At 59.1% G+C, this 17,134-nt stretch carries 21 protein-coding genes and 1 riboswitch; of the genes, 16 read left to right on the forward strand and 5 right to left on the reverse strand.

Annotated elements, in window-relative coordinates; genetic code table 11:
• Positions 1–4 precede the first annotated feature (4 nt).
• Positions 5–1,060: a hemin-degrading factor gene (locus GDN47_RS02430; RefSeq protein ID WP_152092591.1), complete on the reverse strand. Its 1,056-nt coding sequence runs from the start codon at positions 1,058–1,060 to the stop codon at positions 5–7.
• A 9-nt stretch (positions 1,061–1,069) separates the two neighbouring features.
• A complete protein-coding gene (gene hemP, locus GDN47_RS02435; protein ID WP_047629363.1) occupies positions 1,070–1,243 on the reverse strand; it encodes a hemin uptake protein HemP in 174 nt (57 codons plus the stop codon).
• A gap of 192 nt (positions 1,244–1,435) precedes the next feature.
• Here hemP and GDN47_RS02440 point away from each other — a divergent pair, with 192 nt between their 5' ends.
• The 5 genes from GDN47_RS02440 to hmuQ all read left to right on the forward strand — a co-directional run bounded on the left by GDN47_RS02440 (position 1,436) and on the right by hmuQ (position 4,351).
• Complete coding sequence (locus GDN47_RS02440) at positions 1,436–1,891, forward strand: hypothetical protein (protein WP_113420525.1); 456 nt, start codon at positions 1,436–1,438, stop codon at positions 1,889–1,891.
• A gap of 4 nt (positions 1,892–1,895) precedes the next feature.
• Positions 1,896–3,146: a cell envelope integrity protein TolA gene (tolA, locus tag GDN47_RS02445; protein ID WP_113420457.1), complete on the forward strand. Its 1,251-nt coding sequence runs from the start codon at positions 1,896–1,898 to the stop codon at positions 3,144–3,146.
• Between the two features lie 198 nt (positions 3,147–3,344).
• A complete protein-coding gene (locus GDN47_RS02450) occupies positions 3,345–3,743 on the forward strand; it encodes a DUF2325 domain-containing protein (protein ID WP_113330217.1) in 399 nt (132 codons plus the stop codon).
• Positions 3,740–4,018: a hypothetical protein gene (locus GDN47_RS02455; protein ID WP_113420458.1), complete on the forward strand. Its 279-nt coding sequence runs from the start codon at positions 3,740–3,742 to the stop codon at positions 4,016–4,018. The genes GDN47_RS02450 and GDN47_RS02455 overlap by 4 nt, the downstream gene beginning before the upstream one ends.
• A gap of 18 nt (positions 4,019–4,036) precedes the next feature.
• Positions 4,037–4,351 carry a heme-degrading protein HmuQ gene (gene hmuQ, locus GDN47_RS02460; RefSeq protein ID WP_113395443.1) on the forward strand — a complete coding sequence of 105 codons (315 nt, stop codon included), beginning with the start codon at positions 4,037–4,039 and terminating at the stop codon, positions 4,349–4,351.
• A gap of 34 nt (positions 4,352–4,385) precedes the next feature.
• Here the strand turns inward: hmuQ and GDN47_RS02465 are convergent, their stop codons facing one another.
• From GDN47_RS02465 to GDN47_RS02475, 3 genes are all read right to left on the reverse strand, one after another.
• Complete coding sequence (locus GDN47_RS02465) at positions 4,386–4,763, reverse strand: DUF423 domain-containing protein (RefSeq protein WP_113351720.1); 378 nt, start codon at positions 4,761–4,763, stop codon at positions 4,386–4,388.
• Between the two features lie 7 nt (positions 4,764–4,770).
• A complete protein-coding gene (locus GDN47_RS02470; RefSeq protein WP_145632184.1) occupies positions 4,771–5,160 on the reverse strand; it encodes a group II truncated hemoglobin in 390 nt (129 codons plus the stop codon).
• A gap of 89 nt (positions 5,161–5,249) precedes the next feature.
• Positions 5,250–6,293, reverse strand: coding sequence for a substrate-binding domain-containing protein (locus tag GDN47_RS02475; RefSeq protein ID WP_145632186.1), 1,044 nt, complete (start codon positions 6,291–6,293; stop codon positions 5,250–5,252).
• Between the two features lie 135 nt (positions 6,294–6,428).
• Here GDN47_RS02475 and GDN47_RS02480 point away from each other — a divergent pair, with 135 nt between their 5' ends.
• The 11 genes from GDN47_RS02480 to GDN47_RS02530 all read left to right on the forward strand — a co-directional run bounded on the left by GDN47_RS02480 (position 6,429) and on the right by GDN47_RS02530 (position 16,799).
• The gene (locus GDN47_RS02480) at positions 6,429–7,472 is read left to right on the forward strand and encodes a Gfo/Idh/MocA family protein (RefSeq protein ID WP_152092592.1); all 1,044 of its coding nucleotides are present in this window, start codon (positions 6,429–6,431) and stop codon (positions 7,470–7,472) included.
• A 4-nt stretch (positions 7,473–7,476) separates the two neighbouring features.
• A complete protein-coding gene (locus GDN47_RS02485) occupies positions 7,477–8,370 on the forward strand; it encodes a sugar phosphate isomerase/epimerase family protein (protein WP_145316328.1) in 894 nt (297 codons plus the stop codon).
• 236 nt (positions 8,371–8,606) lie between these two features.
• Positions 8,607–9,875 (forward strand): ABC transporter substrate-binding protein, encoded by a 1,269-nt coding sequence (locus GDN47_RS02490; protein WP_152092593.1) that lies wholly within the window; start codon positions 8,607–8,609, stop codon positions 9,873–9,875.
• Positions 9,876–9,946: 71 nt separating this feature from the next.
• Positions 9,947–10,852 carry a carbohydrate ABC transporter permease gene (locus tag GDN47_RS02495; protein ID WP_113330209.1) on the forward strand — a complete coding sequence of 302 codons (906 nt, stop codon included), beginning with the start codon at positions 9,947–9,949 and terminating at the stop codon, positions 10,850–10,852.
• Between the two features lies 1 nt (position 10,853).
• Positions 10,854–11,729: a carbohydrate ABC transporter permease gene (locus GDN47_RS02500; RefSeq protein ID WP_113330208.1), complete on the forward strand. Its 876-nt coding sequence runs from the start codon at positions 10,854–10,856 to the stop codon at positions 11,727–11,729.
• Positions 11,730–11,819: 90 nt separating this feature from the next.
• Complete coding sequence (locus GDN47_RS02505; protein WP_113330207.1) at positions 11,820–12,908, forward strand: ABC transporter ATP-binding protein; 1,089 nt, start codon at positions 11,820–11,822, stop codon at positions 12,906–12,908.
• Positions 12,909–13,003: 95 nt separating this feature from the next.
• Positions 13,004–13,567 carry a TetR/AcrR family transcriptional regulator gene (locus tag GDN47_RS02510; RefSeq protein WP_113330206.1) on the forward strand — a complete coding sequence of 188 codons (564 nt, stop codon included), beginning with the start codon at positions 13,004–13,006 and terminating at the stop codon, positions 13,565–13,567.
• 19 nt (positions 13,568–13,586) lie between these two features.
• Positions 13,587–13,928 (forward strand): DMT family transporter, encoded by a 342-nt coding sequence (locus tag GDN47_RS02515; RefSeq protein WP_113330205.1) that lies wholly within the window; start codon positions 13,587–13,589, stop codon positions 13,926–13,928.
• Positions 13,929–14,092: 164 nt separating this feature from the next.
• The gene (locus tag GDN47_RS02520; protein WP_113330204.1) at positions 14,093–14,878 is read left to right on the forward strand and encodes a ThuA domain-containing protein; all 786 of its coding nucleotides are present in this window, start codon (positions 14,093–14,095) and stop codon (positions 14,876–14,878) included.
• Between the two features lie 8 nt (positions 14,879–14,886).
• Positions 14,887–15,930, forward strand: a complete 1,044-nt coding sequence (locus GDN47_RS02525; protein WP_113330203.1) for a Gfo/Idh/MocA family protein — start codon at positions 14,887–14,889, stop codon at positions 15,928–15,930.
• Positions 15,931–15,971: 41 nt separating this feature from the next.
• Positions 15,972–16,799 (forward strand): class I SAM-dependent methyltransferase, encoded by an 828-nt coding sequence (locus tag GDN47_RS02530; protein ID WP_113389032.1) that lies wholly within the window; start codon positions 15,972–15,974, stop codon positions 16,797–16,799.
• Positions 16,800–16,842: 43 nt separating this feature from the next.
• Positions 16,843–16,931: riboswitch (Fluoride riboswitch) on the forward strand.
• Positions 16,932–17,134: the final 203 nt, after the last annotated feature.

Genomic DNA, 17,134 nt, shown 5'->3' on the forward strand with positions numbered 1-17,134 from the left:
ATCCTCATGCGGCAACGTTGGTACCGGCCCTTGTCAGGCTTTCGATGATGGCGCGCCAATCGGGGCGCTCATCGAAGCCTTCTTTTCGCTTGCCGAAGAACTGGATAATCATCTCGCCTTGGGCGTTGTAGGCTTCGAGCGAGGTGACATGGCCGTCCTTGGTCGGCTTGCGCACGACCCATGCCTCGGCGATGTGATCCAGCCGCAGGTGCAGATGGAAGGTCGGGTCCATGACATTGATCCAAGGACCCATGGCCTGCACGTTGTAGATCGGGCCGGAGTGGATCTGCACCGTTCCTTCATTGGCGACGAAGCACATGATCGGGAGGCCCTCGCGCACGCAGGCATGCATCATTTCCGCGACGGCACCCGCATCCAGCTTCCACGCATAATCGTCGCCGACGGTGCGGATCGCATCCTGGCGGCCGATTTTCAGCTTCTTCAGCATGCCGAAGAATTCGTGCGTATCGGTCATGCGGCTCCAATGGTCGCGCAGCTCGTCGCGGCTGACGTCGCCATCGGTTGCGCCATTGTCATAGCCGGAACGGTCTTCGATAAATTCCTGTGACTGGTCTTCGATGCGCAGCTCGGCGACCATGGCGTGATAGGCCTCGACATTCGATTCTGGGCGCAGATGCACCTTGTGGACGGCATCGCCGGCCTTGTCGAAGAACTGCAGGCTGAGCCTCTTCTGATCGCCATCGGTCTTAGTGACGGCAAAGCCATGAACCCAGCGCTTCGGAAAGATGCGCAGGTCGATATTCTCGCCAAGCACGATCGCCGCCTGCGCGCCGAATTTCATGTTCTCATAGACGCCGATTTTCTCATGCACGGCGCTTTCGTTGCGCGACAGCGCCATGATTTCGCCGAGCGAGGCGATCCGCTCCAGGAAGCGATCGACGCTGGCATCGATGCGGATGGCCGAAATGCCGACCTCGGCGGCCACGAGCGCCGCTTCGGAAATCTCGAGGCGGGCAGCGATGTCGCGCTCGCGCATCTTCGGGTTCTCGGCGCGGAAAGCGCGAATTTCGGCAGGGGTCGGGCGAGTCGTCTTATTCATCTGTCATGCCTATTTGTTGAGTATCAGCTTGCCTTGGCGCGTAATCTTCATGCGGTAGATGACGCCCTCGTGCTTGATCATGATTTCGGTCTGGCCCCGGAAAATATCCGTGCTCTCGACAATTCTTACCTGCGGTGCGGCCGTGCACTGCACCGGCGGCGTAGGGGTCTTCTCAGCAATCATCCTGTTTAGTTTTGCCTGAAAATTCATCGGGGGCCGAACCGTCGTGCGGCCAAATTTATCTTGACTCTCATACTCATGGTTTCATAAAGACGCAATAGGAGACTGCTAAAGTCAAGTTTAAAAATTTCGATGCTACACGCTAGGGCCGTTGGCCGAGCGGACACGCGTCAAACATATTCAGGAGAGATGTCGATGCCGACGAAAACCATCTTGGCGCTCGCTGCTGCGAGTGTGTTCGCCGCGGCATCTTCCGCTCCTGCTTTCGCCCAGGATGCGACAGCGGCGGCGCCTGCTCCAACGGCGTCTCATAAGCTTGATGTCGAGTTGAATGCGCTGGCTCCCTCGCAGAAGGGATGCATGATGACCTTTGTTGCCGAAAACGACATGGCAACCCCGATCAACAAGATCTCCTTCGAACTGGCTTTCTTCAACGACAAAAATGCCGTCGACCGGGTTACCGTGCTTGATTTCCGCGACCTGCCGCTCGGCAAGAAGCGAGTGCGGCAATTCGACATGCCGGGCGTCAAGTGCGAAACGGTCTCCCGCATCATCATCAATGACACGCCGGTCTGTGATGGTCCGGCGGCCGGCGAATGCAAGGCCGCTCTAATCACGCGCTCGCAGACATCTGTTCCTTTCGAAGGCTGAAGCCATGACGATGCGCTCGGCGAAAGTTTCCATCGCACGCCGCGCGGATGGCGGCATGAATGACAACTATCCGAGCGTGCTGCCCGGCCATGAATTGGCGGGCCTCGAGGGCGTGCCGCGACAGCCGGCTGCCGAAGCCGTGGCGCATTACAGCCGTTTCACGCAGATCAGTTCCTATCCGGAGCATCCGAGCGAGGCTGCCCCGGTTGAGATGGCGGAGCATCTGCCGATCGACGCGCTGCCTGAGAGGGCGCGAGAAACAGTTGCCGGGCGCAAGACGTCGCTGGTCTTCTCCGGTGTGGGATCCTGCCTGTTTCATGCCGTTATCGTTGTCGTGCTGCTTTTTACCTTCGTCGCCACGCCCGAGGACGCGCAGGAAGAGGCGGGCGATACCGTCAGCGTCATCATGATCGGCAATTCCGATGCCGATCAGATGGCTACGGGCGAGGAAAACCCGCAGACGGAGCCGGAGCAAGTGACCGCCGAGGCCGTGCAGCCGCAGATGGTGCAGCCGACTGAAATGGCGCCGGAACAGACGCAGCCGCTGCAGCCTGACGTCGTCCAGCCGCAGACAGAGGAAACGCAACAGGTGCAAACAGCCGAGCCCGTTGAACCCGTGGAGCAGACCCAGCCAATGGCAGTCGCACCCGAGCAGCCGCAGATTTTGGCGACGCAGGTACCGGCCGAGACGACGGTCATCCAGCCCGTCGAACCGGTGCAGCCTGTTGATAGCCAGGTTGCCGAAGTTCAGCCGACAGAGCCTCCGCCGGAGGTTGTGACGCCGGTGGAGAAGCCGAAGCCAGTTGAACGAGCAAAGGAAGTGAAGAAGCCTGCCGCAAAGGTCGCGAAGGTGAAGTCGGGATCGCGCGGCGAGAGCGAGCAGGATTCCAAGCGCGGGTCTGTCGATGGTACCGAGGCAGCGCAGTCCGATACCAATTCACAGGTAAATGCTCGTCGGACCGGTGCGGGTAGTGCAGCTGTTGCCAATTATCCTGGTAAGGTGCAATCGCGCATCCGGCGAGCTGTGCGCCTCTCATCCAAGTACGAGCCCGGCATTACTGTGCGTATCCGCCTCACGATTGGTTCGAGCGGTGATCTGACCTCCCTGTCAATCGCGCGGAGCTCGGGCTTCCCGGAGTTGGACGAAGCAGTTACCAGCGGTATCCGCCGGGCGGCACCGTTCCCGCCGTTGCCTTCGGAATGGGGCAAGCCGAGTTGGTCTTTCACGCAAGAAGTGCAAGTGACGGGACGATAGGTCCTGGGCCTGTCGGTTAGGTGTAACCAGATGCCGTTTACCGGTTCTGGAAGGGGCAAATCCCGAACATCCGCCAAGTGCCTTAAAATATGATAAAAATCATCAACTTTATACTTTACTACAAAACTCATGTTTACTAAGGTCGCCTCACGCTTGGTGGAATCAAGCGTGGACGAGCAACCAGCAAACGGGTGATGTATGGCGCGTAAGGGGAAGAGGGATTCTGGCCGTGAGAGCCGTGAGACGCAGACAACGGCGCAGGTTTCCGGGAAATCCACTCTCGATGGGCGCAGCTTCCTCTATGTGGGCGGCCGTGATTGCCAGGTGGCGCATCTTCGCCAGATCGCCAGCAATTTCGGTGCCGAACTGATCCACCATGATGGCGGCCTGCGCGAGGCGGTCTCGCGTATCGATACCGTGCTGCCGTCGGTCGACTGTGTGTTCTGCCCGATCGATTGCATCAGCCATGATGCCTGCCTGCGGGTGAAGACGGGCTGTAAGAAGTTTGGCAAGGCCTTCATTCCCTTGCGCAACGGTAGCAAATCCAGCCTCGAGCGGGCGTTGCAGACCATGAAAGAACGAGACGCATCAAGATGATCGATAACGGCCCTGACGGGTTTATGCTCATCGGCCTGCATAAGCTGGCCGCACAGAACGGCGATGGGTTGGTGCCCGAACTTTATGAATTGCTGATGCGTCGCAGCGAGGAACAACGGCGCGCCGCCAATGTCGCGACATTTCCGGCCTGGAGGACGCGGCAGCCGGGAGACGTGCCGGAGCAGCCGCTCGATGAAGCAAGCCGCAATGGCGCAAATGTCGTTGCCTTTGCGCCTGCCGTAGATAAGACTGTTGCCCATCGCAAGAAGGTCTGATCGTCGAACGAGGTTGCCATGTACATCGCCATGAACCGCTTCAAGGTCGTCATCGGTTTGGAGGGCGAATTCGAAGAGGTCTGGAGAGGCCGCGATTCTCGCCTATCGGAAGTGCCTGGTTTTCTCGAGTTCCGTCTCCTGCGCGGGAAATCGAGCTTGGAGGAGGGCTATACGCTATTTTCCTCGCACACGACCTGGCACAGCGAAGAAGCTTTCATCAACTGGACGAAATCCGAGCATTTTCGCATGGCGCACCGCAATGCGGCCGATAACAAGCGCCTCTATTGGGGGCCGCCGCAATTCGAAGGCTTCGCTGTCGTTCCGGGGATTTGAGACAGCGTCACCTACCTCGGTAAAATAGCTTCTTTCAGGCCTTGGTCGCACCGGTTCTGAAGAAAGCGCCGAGCGCTATCGCCGCCCAGCCGGCGATCATGCCCATTCCGCCCGTCGGAGCGGCCATCGGAAACAGCGAGCTGCCGCCGAAATGCCTGTTGATGAGATCACCGGCGAAGATCAGTGTCCCCAATCCTAGCAAGACAGCCGCAATCGGTGCGGTGCGGATGCGGTCATAGCCGGCATAAAGCGCCAGGAGGGCAGGGGCGTGGGCAAGGCTCATGGTGGAGGCCGCGCCGAGGAAATGCGTGTCGCCGCCATGAGTCGCTGCTGCGGCCAGCGCCACACCGCCGCCCCCGAGGATGCCGGCGATAAACAGGGTAGCCGGACGGATTATGGCGCCGATGCTCATGTTTTCCTCATTGCCTGTTCTGCATGTGAAAAGCCAGGCGCTCGATCGGCTCCCAGATGATCGCCCGCAGCTTTTCATTCTCGATGGCTTCATCCATGGCTCGGCGGAAGCATAGCAGCCATTCATCGCGCTCTTTCGGGCCGATGGCGGCAACGAAGTGGCGACTGCGCAGGCGAGGATGCCCGCGCTTCTCGATATAGAGCTGCGGCCCGCCGAGATAGCCGGTCAGATATTCGTAGAATTTCTCTTGCGAGCCTTCGAGGCTCGGCGGATGCACGGCACGGCAATTGGCGGCCTCCGGCAGCGTATCCATCAGTTCGTAAAAGCGCGCCGCCAGCGCCCGCACGGTTCGGCCGCCGCCGATCGCTTCGTAAAGTGTGATCGTTTCTTCGCTCAAGCCCAGGCCTCTGTTTGCGATGTCCTAGATGGCAACTCAGAGACGCTGCCGCAACTGTGGAAGCGGTCGGTGCGGCGTTTCGGCGCTGGTTATTTTACTGTTGTCAGCTGGAACGCGTCGCTTTCGCCGGGAATGAGTTCGAGAGGCCACACCGTCTGGCGTGCCTTCCCGGAGTATTCCTGACTATAGGCGGGCATACTGGAAAGCAGGATTTCCGCCAGCTCGACGCCAAGATCATGCACCGAGGTGCGAAAGCAAGTTAGCGCCGGCTGCAGGAATTTGGCGCGCGGCGCCTCGCGGAAGCTGACGACGGCGATGTCGCGGCCCGGAACGATGCCGGCTTCCATGAGGCGACGATAGAGGCCGATCGCCATCAATTCGTAGATCAGGATCACTGCGGTCGGCCTGTCATGCAGCTTCAGCAGTTCGTCGCCAACCTGGTAACCACCCTGTTCGCTCGATTTGGCGCGAAGGACCAGCGCAGGATCATAAGCGATGCCGTGCCGCTCCAGCGCCCGGCGATAGCCTTCCACGAAGATGAAGCCGAGATTGATCTCGCTTGCCGGCGCGCTGATGGCGATGCGACGATGTCCGTGTGCGACGAGCCGGTCGACGGCGGCATTGGCGACGCCGTCGAAATCGAGGTCGGCCCAGGCATGCTGCGCGCCGGAAAGACTGCGGCCAAGCGCTGCAAACGGGATCTTTGCCTTGGCGAGCAGATCGAAGCGCTTGTCGACACGCTGCGTCTCCGAAATGATCATCGCATCGGCAATACGCCGCGCTACCATGCGCTTCAGATATTCATAAGGGTCTTCGTCATGCGGGCAGGGGAGCATGATCAAATCGAGATTGTGTCGCGAGAAGACGCTCTGCAGCCCGCCCGTCACGGTCAGAAAGAAATTGTCGCTGTTCTCGACCGTTTCCCGGCTGGACTGGATCATCAGGCCGATGACATTTGTTGTGCCCTGTCGCAGGCTTCGTCCCGATTGATTGGCGACATAACCCAGTTGCTCAGCGGCGGCGAGAACGCGCTTGCGGGTTTCCTCGTTGACATCAGGCTTGCCGTTCAACGCGCGTGATACTGTGCCGATCGAGATATCGAGATGCTCGGCAAGCTGACGAATTCCCTTCATCGGCCGCGGTTTTCCTCCATGCGCCATTTTCCATAGTCCTCCTCTATTGACACAGGAAAATCTTTTCGCATAGTATCGTAAACGTTTACGGAGCGCGTGTCATGAGGGGTAATGCACGGCCCGCAGGAGGAAATCGTGAAATTTAATGCCATTTTGTGCGGGTGCGGAGCTATGTCCAAGGGCTGGCTCAGGGCTATCACCTCGACGCCGGCGCTTGCCGAATCCATTCAGATTGTCGGTCTGGTCGATCTCGATCGGGCGGCCGCCGAAAGCCTTGCGAAAGAGTTTTCTCTCGACGGTGCCGTCATCGGCTCCGACCTCGCGGAGGTCATTGCCGCGACCAAGGCGGATCTGGTCTTTGATATCGTTATTCCGGCTGCGCGTTTCGGCGTGGTTTCGACAGCGTTGAAGGCCGGCTGCCATGTGCTGAGCGAAAAGCCGATGGCGACGTCGCTCGCCGAGGGCGCAGCGCTGATCGATCTGGCCGCTGAAGCTGGCAAGATCCATGCCATCATCCAGAACCGCCGCTTCATCTCCGGCATCCGTCGCATGCGACGCTTTGTGGAGGAGGGGGCGATCGGCGAGCTGACGGGCGTCCATTGCGATTTCTTCCTCGGCCCGCATTTCGGCGGTTTCCGCGAGGAAATGGACAATGTACTGCTGCTCGACATGGCGATCCATACCTTCGATGCCGCCCGCTTCGTCTCAGGTAAGGTGCCGCTCTCAGTCTATTGCATCGAAAAGAATCCGGTGGGCTCCTGGTACAAACATGGCGCCTCGGCGCATGCGCTCTTCGATTTTTCCGATGATGTCGTCTTCAGCTATCGGGGGTCCTGGTGTGCCGAGGGCCGGCGTACGAGCTGGGAGAGCCAATGGCGGCTCACCGGCAGCAAGGGCATGCTGACCTGGGACGGCGAAGAGAGTTTCGAAGCCGCTGTTGCCGGCAACGAGCCGGGTCTGCTGCATGGCTTCACGCCGATCGAGGTTCCCGGACCGAAGCATGAGGAGGAGACGCATGGCCATGCCAGCGTTATCGCCTCCTTCATCGAAGCGATCAAAACGGGCAAGCCGCCGGAAACGGCGAGCTCTGACAACATTCGCAGCCTCGCCATGGTCTTAGGCGCGATAGAGAGCGCCAAGACTGGCCGCCGCGTCGACATTTCAGCACAAGGACAATGACATCATGACAAATCCGGCAAAGGCCATCCGCATCGGCACGATGATCAGGGCGACGAACGAGGATGCCGCAGAGAATATCGCCAAGATCGCTGATCTCGGCTTCGAGAGCTTCGAGCCCTTCTTCTGGCAGACGACCAACGGCCAGAACCTTGCGGATCTCGGCAAGCGCTGCCGCGAGGCCATCGGCGACCGCGACATCACGATCTCGACTCTCGGCATGTTCGGCAATCCGCTCGAAGAGCGCGAGATGGACCTGCAGACGCTGCAAGGCTGGAAGGATTGCATCGACAATGCCCATCATTTCGGCGCAACCTGCGTTGCCGGCTTCACCGGCCGCATCCGCAACCAGCCGCTCACCGACAGCCTGCCGCGCTATAAGCAGATCTGGAGCGAGCTTGCCAAGCGTGCCGCCGACAAGGGCATCAAGATCGCCTTCGAAAACTGCGCCATGGACGGCAACTGGGCGACCGGCGATTGGAACATCGCGCATAATCCGGATGCTTGGGAACTGATGTTCAACGAGACTCCGGACGATAATCTCGGCCTGGAATGGGAGCCTTGCCATCAGATGGTCTATCTGATCGAGCCGCTGCCGCAGATCCGCAAATGGGCGAAAAAGATTTTCCACGTCCATGGCAAGGACGCGACGATCCGTTGGGATGTCATCAAGGAACACGGCATCTTCGGCAAGGAGAAGTTCGTGTTCATGCGCACGCCGGGCTTTGGTGACAGCAACTGGACCGACATTATCTCCGAGCTGCGCTTGGCCGGCTGGTCCGGTTCCATCGATATCGAGGGCTGGCATGACCCGGTTTATCGCGATGCGCTCGAAATGACTGGCCAGGTTCACGGCCTGAACTATCTCAAGAGAAGCCGGGGTGGGGATTTCGTCGAGTAAAGCGCGCATTTGCGAATCTGCATCGATTTAGGAGGCGAGTTGTGCGTTAATGAAGTGCCCGGAGCGTCTGATGTTTCGGGCAGGACGGGTACCCAAACGGAGGAACTGCCGAGCGTCCGCTCCTTGTCCCAAGTGACAGGCGGGCGCTTGGTGCAGATAAGAGGAAAACGCCGATGGCAGCGCGGGCCATGTCATCGGACAGATACCGTCACGGTTCGCATGGTGGAGGAGAATATATGAATATTTTTTCGAAGCTGGCGATCACAGCCGGCATGTCGCTTCTGTTGGCTGCCGGTGTAGCGCAAGCCCAGAGCAAGACATTTAATGTCTGGTGGTTCGAACTGCCGGACACTTCGCAGGCCAAGGCCTGGACCAAGGCGCTCGAAGAGCTGAAAGCCAAGCATCCCGACGTCACGATCAATTTCGAACAGAAGACATTCGAGCAATTGCAAAAGGCTGGCAGCCTCATCCTCAATTCGGATCAGGCGCCGGATGTGCTTGAATACAACAAGGGTAATGCCACTGCAGGTCTCGTTGCCTCGCAGGGGCTGCTGACGCCGCTCGACGATCAATTCAAATCGCGCGGCTGGGACAAGATCCTCAATGAAACCAATAGCCAGCTCAGCAAATACGACGGCAACGGCATCTACGGTTCCGGTCCGATTATCGGCATCCCCGTCTATGGCGAATTCGTTTCGGTTTTCTACAATATCGACATGTTCCAGGCCAACGGCGTGAAAGTGCCGACCACGCTGGACGAGTTCGAAGTTGCGCTGGACACTTTCAAGAAGAAGGGCATTACGCCGCTTGCCTATGGTACGGTGGATTCCAACGCACAGCACCTCGTCTATACGCTTGCTCTGACGCAGGCTGACGACACCTGGGTCAAGAACTATCAGGGGCTCAAGGCACCGCTCGATACCAAACCCTTCCTGTTTGCCGCTCAGAAGATCGCCGACTGGGTGAGCAAGGGTTACATTTCGAAGGATTCGACCGGCCTCAAGGGTACCGGCGGCGCCGACAATCTCTTCTCGTCCGGCACAGCTCCAATGTTTGTCAGCGGCACCTGGAACAACGGCAATTTCGCGAGCTCGATCAAGACCTTCAAGTGGAGCCAGTTCATCTTCCCGACTCCGAAGTACAGCGTGGGTTCGACTGGTAACCTGTTCATGGTGCCGAAGAGCGCCAAGAACAAAGACCTTTCCTACGAGTTCATCGATCTCGTCCTGAGCAAGGAAAACCAGAACATGCAGGCCAATCTCGGTGGCGTTGCCATCGCTGCCGATCCGGCCTCGGTTACCGATGAGGTCGGCAAGCGCAACGTCGAGCTCTTCAACCAGATCTCCAGCAAGGGCGGCCTCGGCCTCTACCCGGACTGGCCGGTGCCCGGCTATTACGAACTGCTCATCCAGGCCACGACCGGCCTGGTCAACGGTTCGACCACGCCTGATCAGTTCGTGGCGCGCCTGAAGAAGGCCTATGACGACGTGCAGGCAGCGCAGTAACACCATCGGCGACAATCACAACGGCAAGACGGCTTTCCTGCCGCCTTGCCGTATCGGACTGGAGGATTTCGATGGATAAGTCGAAGAGCGCCGGCAGGGCGGGGTACTATCTCTATATGATTCCCGGCGTGCTGGGGTTTGTTCTTATCGTGCTTGTTCCGCTGATTGCCAATTTCGCGATCAGCTTCACCACGTGGAAGGGCGGCGTCATCCCGCCGCGTTATGTCGGTCTGGAAAACTATGCCAGGCTGCTTCAGGATACCGCTTTCTGGGGCTCCATCCAGCATACGCTTCTGTTCATCATCTCGATGACGATCGTGCCCATCCTTTTGGGGCTGCTGCTGGCGGCAGTGCTGTTCGATTATATCAGCGCGCAATTCGGCGAGACATGGTCGAGCTTCTTTCGGGCAGGCTTCTATCTGCCGCAGATCCTGCCGCTCACCGCTGCCGGCGTGTTGTGGGCCTGGATTCTCAACCCCATCGGCATCATCAATGCCGTGCTGAAGGCGATGGGCCTCGATTTCATGGCGAAGAACTGGCTGGGGGATGCAAGCTATGCGCTCTGGGCGGTTTCGGCCGTCATCGTCTGGGTCCAGGTCGGCTATTGCCTTGTCGTGTTCATGTCCGGATTGGCACGCGTCGATCCTTCGCTCTACGAGGCCGCCGAGCTCGACAATGCGAGCTGGTTCGCGCGTTTCCGCGCCATCACCATCCCGATGCTGATGCCAGAAATTTTCGTCGTCGCGCTGACGACGCTGATTGCGGCGCTAAAGGTCTTCGCACCGATCTATGTTCTGACGTCAGGCGGACCGGACAATGCGACGACGGTTCCATCCTATCTGTCATATTACCATTTCTTTACGACGAACCGCGTCGGATACGCGGCAGCCATCGCGACGTTGCAGACGGTCATGACCATCATACTCGGCATCGTTTTCCTGCGTATGCAGTCGAAGCAGGCCGAAGGAGGGCATTGAGATGGCAACGGCATCCTCGATTTCCACGCATGTCGCTTCGGCGGAACATCGCGTAAGAAGGGGCTTCGGCCGCTGGGTCGTTCTGGGTATCCTGCTGGTTTTCCTGGCGGGCACCCTCTTTCCGTTCTTTCTTGCGGCAGTCAACGCCATCAAGACGCCCTCCGACTATGCCGCCAATGGTCCGCTTGCACTTCCGCACAGCTTCGATCTGACGGCGCTCAAGAACTTCTGGGCGACCGTCGATTTCCCCCGGAAGCTCTTCAACAGCGTTCTCATCAGCGGATGCACCGCCATTCTGGCCGTCGTCCTCAGTCTGCTGAATGCCTATGCCATCGGCATAGGGCGCGTACGAGGCGGGCAAGGGGTTCTCGTCCTGCTGCTGATTTCAATCATGGCGCCGCAGGAGGCATTGGTCTATCCGCTCTACTATATGTCAAAGCAGGTCGGACTGTTCGACTCGATGCTCTCGGTTATCCTGATCATCGGTGTGCTGCACACCGCATTCGGGACCTATCTTCTGTCTTCGGTGCTGGCGACCTTCCCGCGAGAGATCATCGAGGCGGCGCAGATCGACAATGCCAGCCGCTGGCAGATCCTCTGGATGGTGATCGTGCCGGTGCTCAGGCCGACGCTTGCGGTGCTTGCGACCTTCTTCTTCATCTGGACCTGGAACGAGTTTCTGATCCCGCTGGTATTCCTCGTTTCCAATAACAACCAGACGGTCTCCGTCGCCATGGGCGTGCTGTCGGGCGCCAATACACAGGACCCGACGGCAATTGCCGCGGCTTCACTGCTCGGCATAACTCCTACGATCATCTTCTTCCTGATTTTCCAGCGGACCCTGACGCGCGGTGTCGCGGTAGGTGCCGTCAAATAACCAATGCGGAAGCCCCGTTCGGCGACAGCGGCCGGGCGGCGCGATGAATGGCAAGTTCGATGAATTCGATTTTTCCGCAGGAGGCGTAAAGTGGCAGGTATCAATATCAAATCCCTCACCAAGCATTTCGGTGCCGTGCAGGTTCTGAACGACATCGATCTGACGATCGAGCGCGGCGAGTTCGTTGTCTTCCTCGGCGGTTCGGGCTGCGGCAAGTCGACCTTGCTGCGCATGATCGCTGGTCTGGAGACGATCACCAGCGGCGAAATCTGGATCGGCGGAAAGCGGGTCGACCAACTGCCGCCCGGCGAGCGCGGCGTATCGATGGTCTTTCAGTCCTACGCGCTCTATCCGCACATGACGGTTCGCGAGAACATGTCCTTCGGCTTAAAAAATATCAAAACGCCCAAGCACGAGATTGCAAGGCGCATTGAAGAGGCTGCGAAGATCCTGGAAATGCCGCATCTATTGGATCGCAAACCCTCGGCACTCTCCGGCGGTCAGCGCCAGCGCGTCGCGATCGGCCGCGCCATCGTGCGCGAGCCTGACGTCTTCCTTTTCGACGAGCCGCTTTCCAACCTCGATGCCGGCCTACGCACACGTACGCGCGTGGAACTGGCGCAGCTGCATGAGCGGTTGGGCGCGACGATGGTGTTCGTGACGCACGACCAGGTGGAAGCGATGACACTCGCCGACCGTATCGTGTTGCTCAACAACAAGAAGATCGAGCAGGTGGCAACCCCCGTCGAGATCTACACGCGCCCGGCGACGCGCTATGTCGCCCAGTTCGTCGGCTCGCCCGGCATGAACTTTATCAACATAGCCGGCCTGGATGAAGCGGGCGGGCTGGCAACGGCGACCTTGCCGGATGGCTCTGTCATCAAAACGGCTGTCGCGCTTAACGGCCTTGCTAATTCCGGACTGACGCTTGGCATCCGCCCGGAGCATCTGGTCGTGACGACGGCGGAGAAGGGTGATATCGGCGGCCAGGTCGAGACTGTGGAGCGCCTGGGCGACCGTTCGCTCGTTCATGTCCGGCTCAAGGATGGATCGAAGATCATCGGTACCGATCCCGGCATGACGACGATTACGACCGGCTCGCCGATCGCCTTCGCCGTGGAGGCAACCAAGGTCAGCATCTTCGACGAGAAGGATGCGGCACATCATTCCGTAAACTGAGGAGGAAACAACACAAGATCATCCACAAGCAATTAGGCCTAGACACTACCGATTAGAGCGTTGACGAAACCGTCCAACTGGTATGTTATGTCGCCATGTCCACCGCCCACCATAGAAAGAAGCAGCCCTTGTTCGTCCGCCAGCAGTTGCTGGAGGTGGCGGCGCGGCTTGCTTCCGAAAAGGGGATGACGGCGGTGACGCTGGATGCCGTTTCCGGCGCCTCCGGTGTCAGCAAGGGCGGCTTGCTGCATCACTTCCCCAGCAAGAACATGCTTCTGGAAGCACTGTTCGACAGCCTGCTTGAGCGGCTGGATGCGGCGATCGAGGAAGCGATGCGTGCCGATCCGTTGCCGCATGGCCGCTTTACCCGCGCTTATCTGCATGCCTGTCTGGCGCTGCGCGATCAGCCGCAGGGTACGAAGGACTGGGCACAGGTGACGATGGTGTTGCTCACCGAACCGCAATTGCGGCAGCGATGGCATCAGTGGGTGCGCGAGCGCAGCGAGGAATATGTCGGCACGGACTCCTCGGTGGATGCGGCAATCGTCAGATTGGCGGCCGATGGGATCTGGCTTGCCGACCTGCTCGGCAGTCACGACATGGACGAGAGTGCCCGTCAAAGGCTGATCGACCGGCTGATCGAGCTCACGCAGCTCTAGCCCTATCGGAGATAATGGAATGGCGAACGCATCGGTCTATGCAATGCTGCTGGTCGCGATCGTGCTTGAAGTGATCGGCACGACGGCATTGCAGATGTCGCAGCAGTTTACGCGTCTCGGCCCGACGGTCGTTCTCGTGGTCTGCTACGCGGCAGCGTTCTATTGCCTTTCGGTAACGTTGCGGGTCATCCCGGTGGGCATCGCCTACGCCATCTGGAGCGCGCTTGGCATCGTGCTGATTTCGATGGTGGGCGTGGTGCTTTTCCGGCAGAAACTCGATCTCGCCGCGATCATCGGTCTCGCATTGATCATCGTCGGCGTGCTCGTCGTGAACCTCTTTTCAAAATCCGTGTCGCACTGAAAACAGAGGTGTTGTTCATGGTTGTTTTTGGCTTTGTCAAATCGCTTTGAACGCATTATGTCTTGCGCTGGATAGGCTGATGGAGGCTTGAAATACGGCGCTTTTCCAAAGCGCTTTGGATCGCATAACCTATTCAATCCTAATGGTATTAGAGGAGTGCCGTAATGACTATTCGTGCCGTCGTTTGGGGCGAGAACATTCATGAGCAAACAAACAAGGTCGTCGCCGAGATCTATCCGGAAGGCATGCATAACACCATCGCCAAGGCGCTGAATGCCGATGCAGGCATCGAGGCTACCACTGCAACGTTGCAGGAGCCGGAGCATGGTCTCAGCGAAGCCCGCCTGAAAGACACCGACGTCCTTCTGTGGTGGGGGCACAAGGACCACGGCGCCGTCAAGGACGAAATCGTCGAGCGCGTGGCAAAGCGGGTGTGGGAAGGCATGGGCCTCATCGTACTGCATTCGGGCCATTTCTCCAAGGTCTTCAAGCGCCTGATGGGTACGCCCTGCGCGCTGAAGTGGCGCGAAGCCGGTGAGCGTGAGCGCCTCTGGGTCATCAATCCCCGCCACCCGATCGCAGCTGGCCTCGGTGAGCATTTCGAGCTGGAGAATGAGGAAATGTACGGCGAACAGTTCTCCGTTCCGGAGCCCCTGGAAACCGTGTTCATCTCCTGGTTCCAGGGCGGCGAAGTCTTCCGCTCGGGCATGACCTGGCGCCGCGGCGCCGGCAACATCTTCTATTTCCGTCCCGGTCACGAGACCTATCCGACCTATCACAACGGTACGGTTCAGAAGGTTCTGATCAATTCCGTGAAATGGGCTCATAACCCGCTCGGCACCCAGGCCAGCATCCATGATGCGCCAAATGTGCCGGTCGAAAAGGCACTGGAGCCGATCGTCGAACGCGGCCCGAAACTGCACCAGGCCGGCGAAGCCGGTTATCGCTGAGGTATCAGATGCGTCTCATAGTAGTTGGCACGGGCGGCATGGCGAAGAACCATGTGGAGCATTTCGCCCGCATTCCTGGCGTCGAAATCGTCGGCGCCGTCGATACGGATGCGACGAGGCTCACCGCCTTCTGCGATACGTTCGATATCAAGAAGCGCTTTTTGTCTTTGGACGAGGCGCTGGCCTGGGGTGAGTTTGATTCGGTGACCAACGTCACGCCGGACAAGGCTCATAATCCGACGACGCTTCCGCTGCTCGCCGCCGGCAAGCATGTTCTCTGCGAGAAGCCTCTCGCGGAGAATTATGAAAAGGCTCTGGAGATGACGGAAGCTGCCGAAAGGGCAGGGGTCGTCAACATGGTCAATCTGACCTACCGCAATGTCGCGCAGCTGCAGAAGGCGCGCGAGATGGTGATTTCGGGCGAGATCGGCACGGTCAAGCATGTGGAGGCGTCCTACCTCCAGAGTTGGCTCGTGTCCAAGGCCTGGGGCGACTGGCGCAGCGAGTCCAAGTGGCTTTGGCGCCTGTCGACCGGTCATGGCTCGAACGGCGTTCTCGGCGATATCGGCATTCACATCCTCGACTTCGCCGCCTATGGCGCCGCGACCGATATCGATCATGTCTTTGCCCGTCTCAAGACTTTCGCAAAAGCGCCGGGCGAGCGCATCGGCGAATATACGCTCGATGCCAATGACAGCTTCTCGATGTCGGTCGACTTCGCCAACGGCGCGCTCGGCGTCGTGCATGCGAGCCGGTGGGCGACAGGACATCTGAACGAGCTGAAGCTCCGCATCTATGGCGAGCGCGGTGGCCTGGAGGTGTCCCATAGTCCGAACGGTTCGGAACTGCGGGGTTGCCTTGGCGATGACACGGAAACAGCGACGTGGAGGGTGCTTGAAGTACCGCCGGTTCCGACCAACTATCAGCGTTTCGCCGAAGCTGTCATGAACGGCAGCAGCCAGGACCCAAGCTTCCGCCATGCAGCCAACTTGCAGCGCGTGCTGGATCTTGCCATGGTGACTGAAGTTGAACGGCGCGAACTGAAGGTCTGATATCATAGTCAGCCTTCGGGCAACGCCTTGGGAGTGCACGCATGTCTACCGAGGAAAAAGTTGCCAGCCACTATACGCATGGATCGCTGGAAACGGCGATCCTGCAAACGCTTGCTGCGGGCGGCAAGGATATCGATAACTTGCGCATCCGCGACTTGGCTGACGTCGATGAATTCCATTTGGGGCGACATGCCGCAACGGTGGATTTCGCGAGGGATCTCGATCTTTCTGCCGGCCTGCGTCTTGCCGATATCGGTTCCGGCCTCGGCGGGCCGGCCCGCCATTTTGCCGACTCCTACGGATGCATCGTATCGGGCATCGATCTCACCCAGGAATTCGTTCAGGTCGCCAACTCGCTGACGCTTCGCTGCGGCCTGGCGGAGCAGGTCTCCTTCCGGCAGGGAAGTGCTTTGGCATTGCCCTTCGAGAGCGGCAGCTTCGATCGCGTCACGCTCATTCACGTCGGCATGAACATAGAGGACAAGGCGAGACTGTTTGCGGAGGTCCGGCGCATTCTCAAATCGGACGGCCGTTTCGGCCTCTATGAAATCATGCAGATGCGCGACGGCACGCTCCCTTTTCCCATGCCCTGGGCGATGGAGCTGGAAACCAGCTTCGTCCGTAGCCCGGATGTCTATCGTCAGCTGCTGGAGGAAGCCGGTTTCGCGGTGGAGCTGGAACAGGATCGCAGCGCTCTCGCGATCCGGCTCGCGCATGAGGCGCGCGCCAAGGCGGCCGCGGGCGAGCCGCGAGACCAGGGTTTCCGGACGTTGATGGGGCCACGGGCTGGTGAGCGCATGAGCAACGTCAACGTGTCGGTCGAGGGCGGCCTGCTTGCACCGATCGAGATGATTGCCCGGGCGGTGTGACGGCTGCTGCCCGTTGACAGCGATGGGCCTGTTTCTATATTGAAAATCCAACGGTAATGGATTTCTGCCGGGCCTTGGTGGCCGAACCGCTGCTCTGATTTTCCCAGGGAAGCTGATGACTCCTACTCAACACGCCCGAAAGGCGAAGGAGTAGAGTTATGTCTTTTTTCTTGCCGTTATTCCATTCAGCTTTCGTAGTCACCGTCTCGATTGGCCTATGGCCGTGTTGGCGGGCGGATCTTGGCGCCGGCATTTTCGATAGCCGATATCGCAATGCCGCTAATTTGGGTCCTTCGATCGGGAATGTTGCGGATGATGACCAATAAACACAGCGG

The sequence above is a fragment of the Martinezella dioscoreae genome, from assembly GCF_009176305.1.
Lineage (GTDB): Bacteria > Pseudomonadota > Alphaproteobacteria > Rhizobiales > Rhizobiaceae > Rhizobium > Rhizobium dioscoreae.

Coding starts and splice junctions, on each gene's coding strand:
- GDN47_RS02430 (WP_152092591.1), bottom strand. CDS start 1,060: ATGAATAAGACGACTCGCCCGACCCCTGCCGAAATTCGCGCTTTCCGC.
- hemP (WP_047629363.1), bottom strand. CDS start 1,243: ATGATTGCTGAGAAGACCCCTACGCCGCCGGTGCAGTGCACGGCCGCA.
- GDN47_RS02440 (WP_113420525.1), top strand. CDS start 1,436: ATGCCGACGAAAACCATCTTGGCGCTCGCTGCTGCGAGTGTGTTCGCC.
- tolA (WP_113420457.1), top strand. CDS start 1,896: ATGACGATGCGCTCGGCGAAAGTTTCCATCGCACGCCGCGCGGATGGC.
- GDN47_RS02450 (WP_113330217.1), top strand. CDS start 3,345: ATGGCGCGTAAGGGGAAGAGGGATTCTGGCCGTGAGAGCCGTGAGACG.
- GDN47_RS02455 (WP_113420458.1), top strand. CDS start 3,740: ATGATCGATAACGGCCCTGACGGGTTTATGCTCATCGGCCTGCATAAG.
- hmuQ (WP_113395443.1), top strand. CDS start 4,037: ATGTACATCGCCATGAACCGCTTCAAGGTCGTCATCGGTTTGGAGGGC.
- GDN47_RS02465 (WP_113351720.1), bottom strand. CDS start 4,763: ATGAGCATCGGCGCCATAATCCGTCCGGCTACCCTGTTTATCGCCGGC.
- GDN47_RS02475 (WP_145632186.1), bottom strand. CDS start 6,293: ATGAAGGGAATTCGTCAGCTTGCCGAGCATCTCGATATCTCGATCGGC.
- GDN47_RS02485 (WP_145316328.1), top strand. CDS start 7,477: ATGACAAATCCGGCAAAGGCCATCCGCATCGGCACGATGATCAGGGCG.
- GDN47_RS02490 (WP_152092593.1), top strand. CDS start 8,607: ATGAATATTTTTTCGAAGCTGGCGATCACAGCCGGCATGTCGCTTCTG.
- GDN47_RS02495 (WP_113330209.1), top strand. CDS start 9,947: ATGGATAAGTCGAAGAGCGCCGGCAGGGCGGGGTACTATCTCTATATG.
- GDN47_RS02500 (WP_113330208.1), top strand. CDS start 10,854: ATGGCAACGGCATCCTCGATTTCCACGCATGTCGCTTCGGCGGAACAT.
- GDN47_RS02510 (WP_113330206.1), top strand. CDS start 13,004: ATGTCCACCGCCCACCATAGAAAGAAGCAGCCCTTGTTCGTCCGCCAG.
- GDN47_RS02515 (WP_113330205.1), top strand. CDS start 13,587: ATGGCGAACGCATCGGTCTATGCAATGCTGCTGGTCGCGATCGTGCTT.
- GDN47_RS02520 (WP_113330204.1), top strand. CDS start 14,093: ATGACTATTCGTGCCGTCGTTTGGGGCGAGAACATTCATGAGCAAACA.
- GDN47_RS02525 (WP_113330203.1), top strand. CDS start 14,887: ATGCGTCTCATAGTAGTTGGCACGGGCGGCATGGCGAAGAACCATGTG.
- GDN47_RS02530 (WP_113389032.1), top strand. CDS start 15,972: ATGTCTACCGAGGAAAAAGTTGCCAGCCACTATACGCATGGATCGCTG.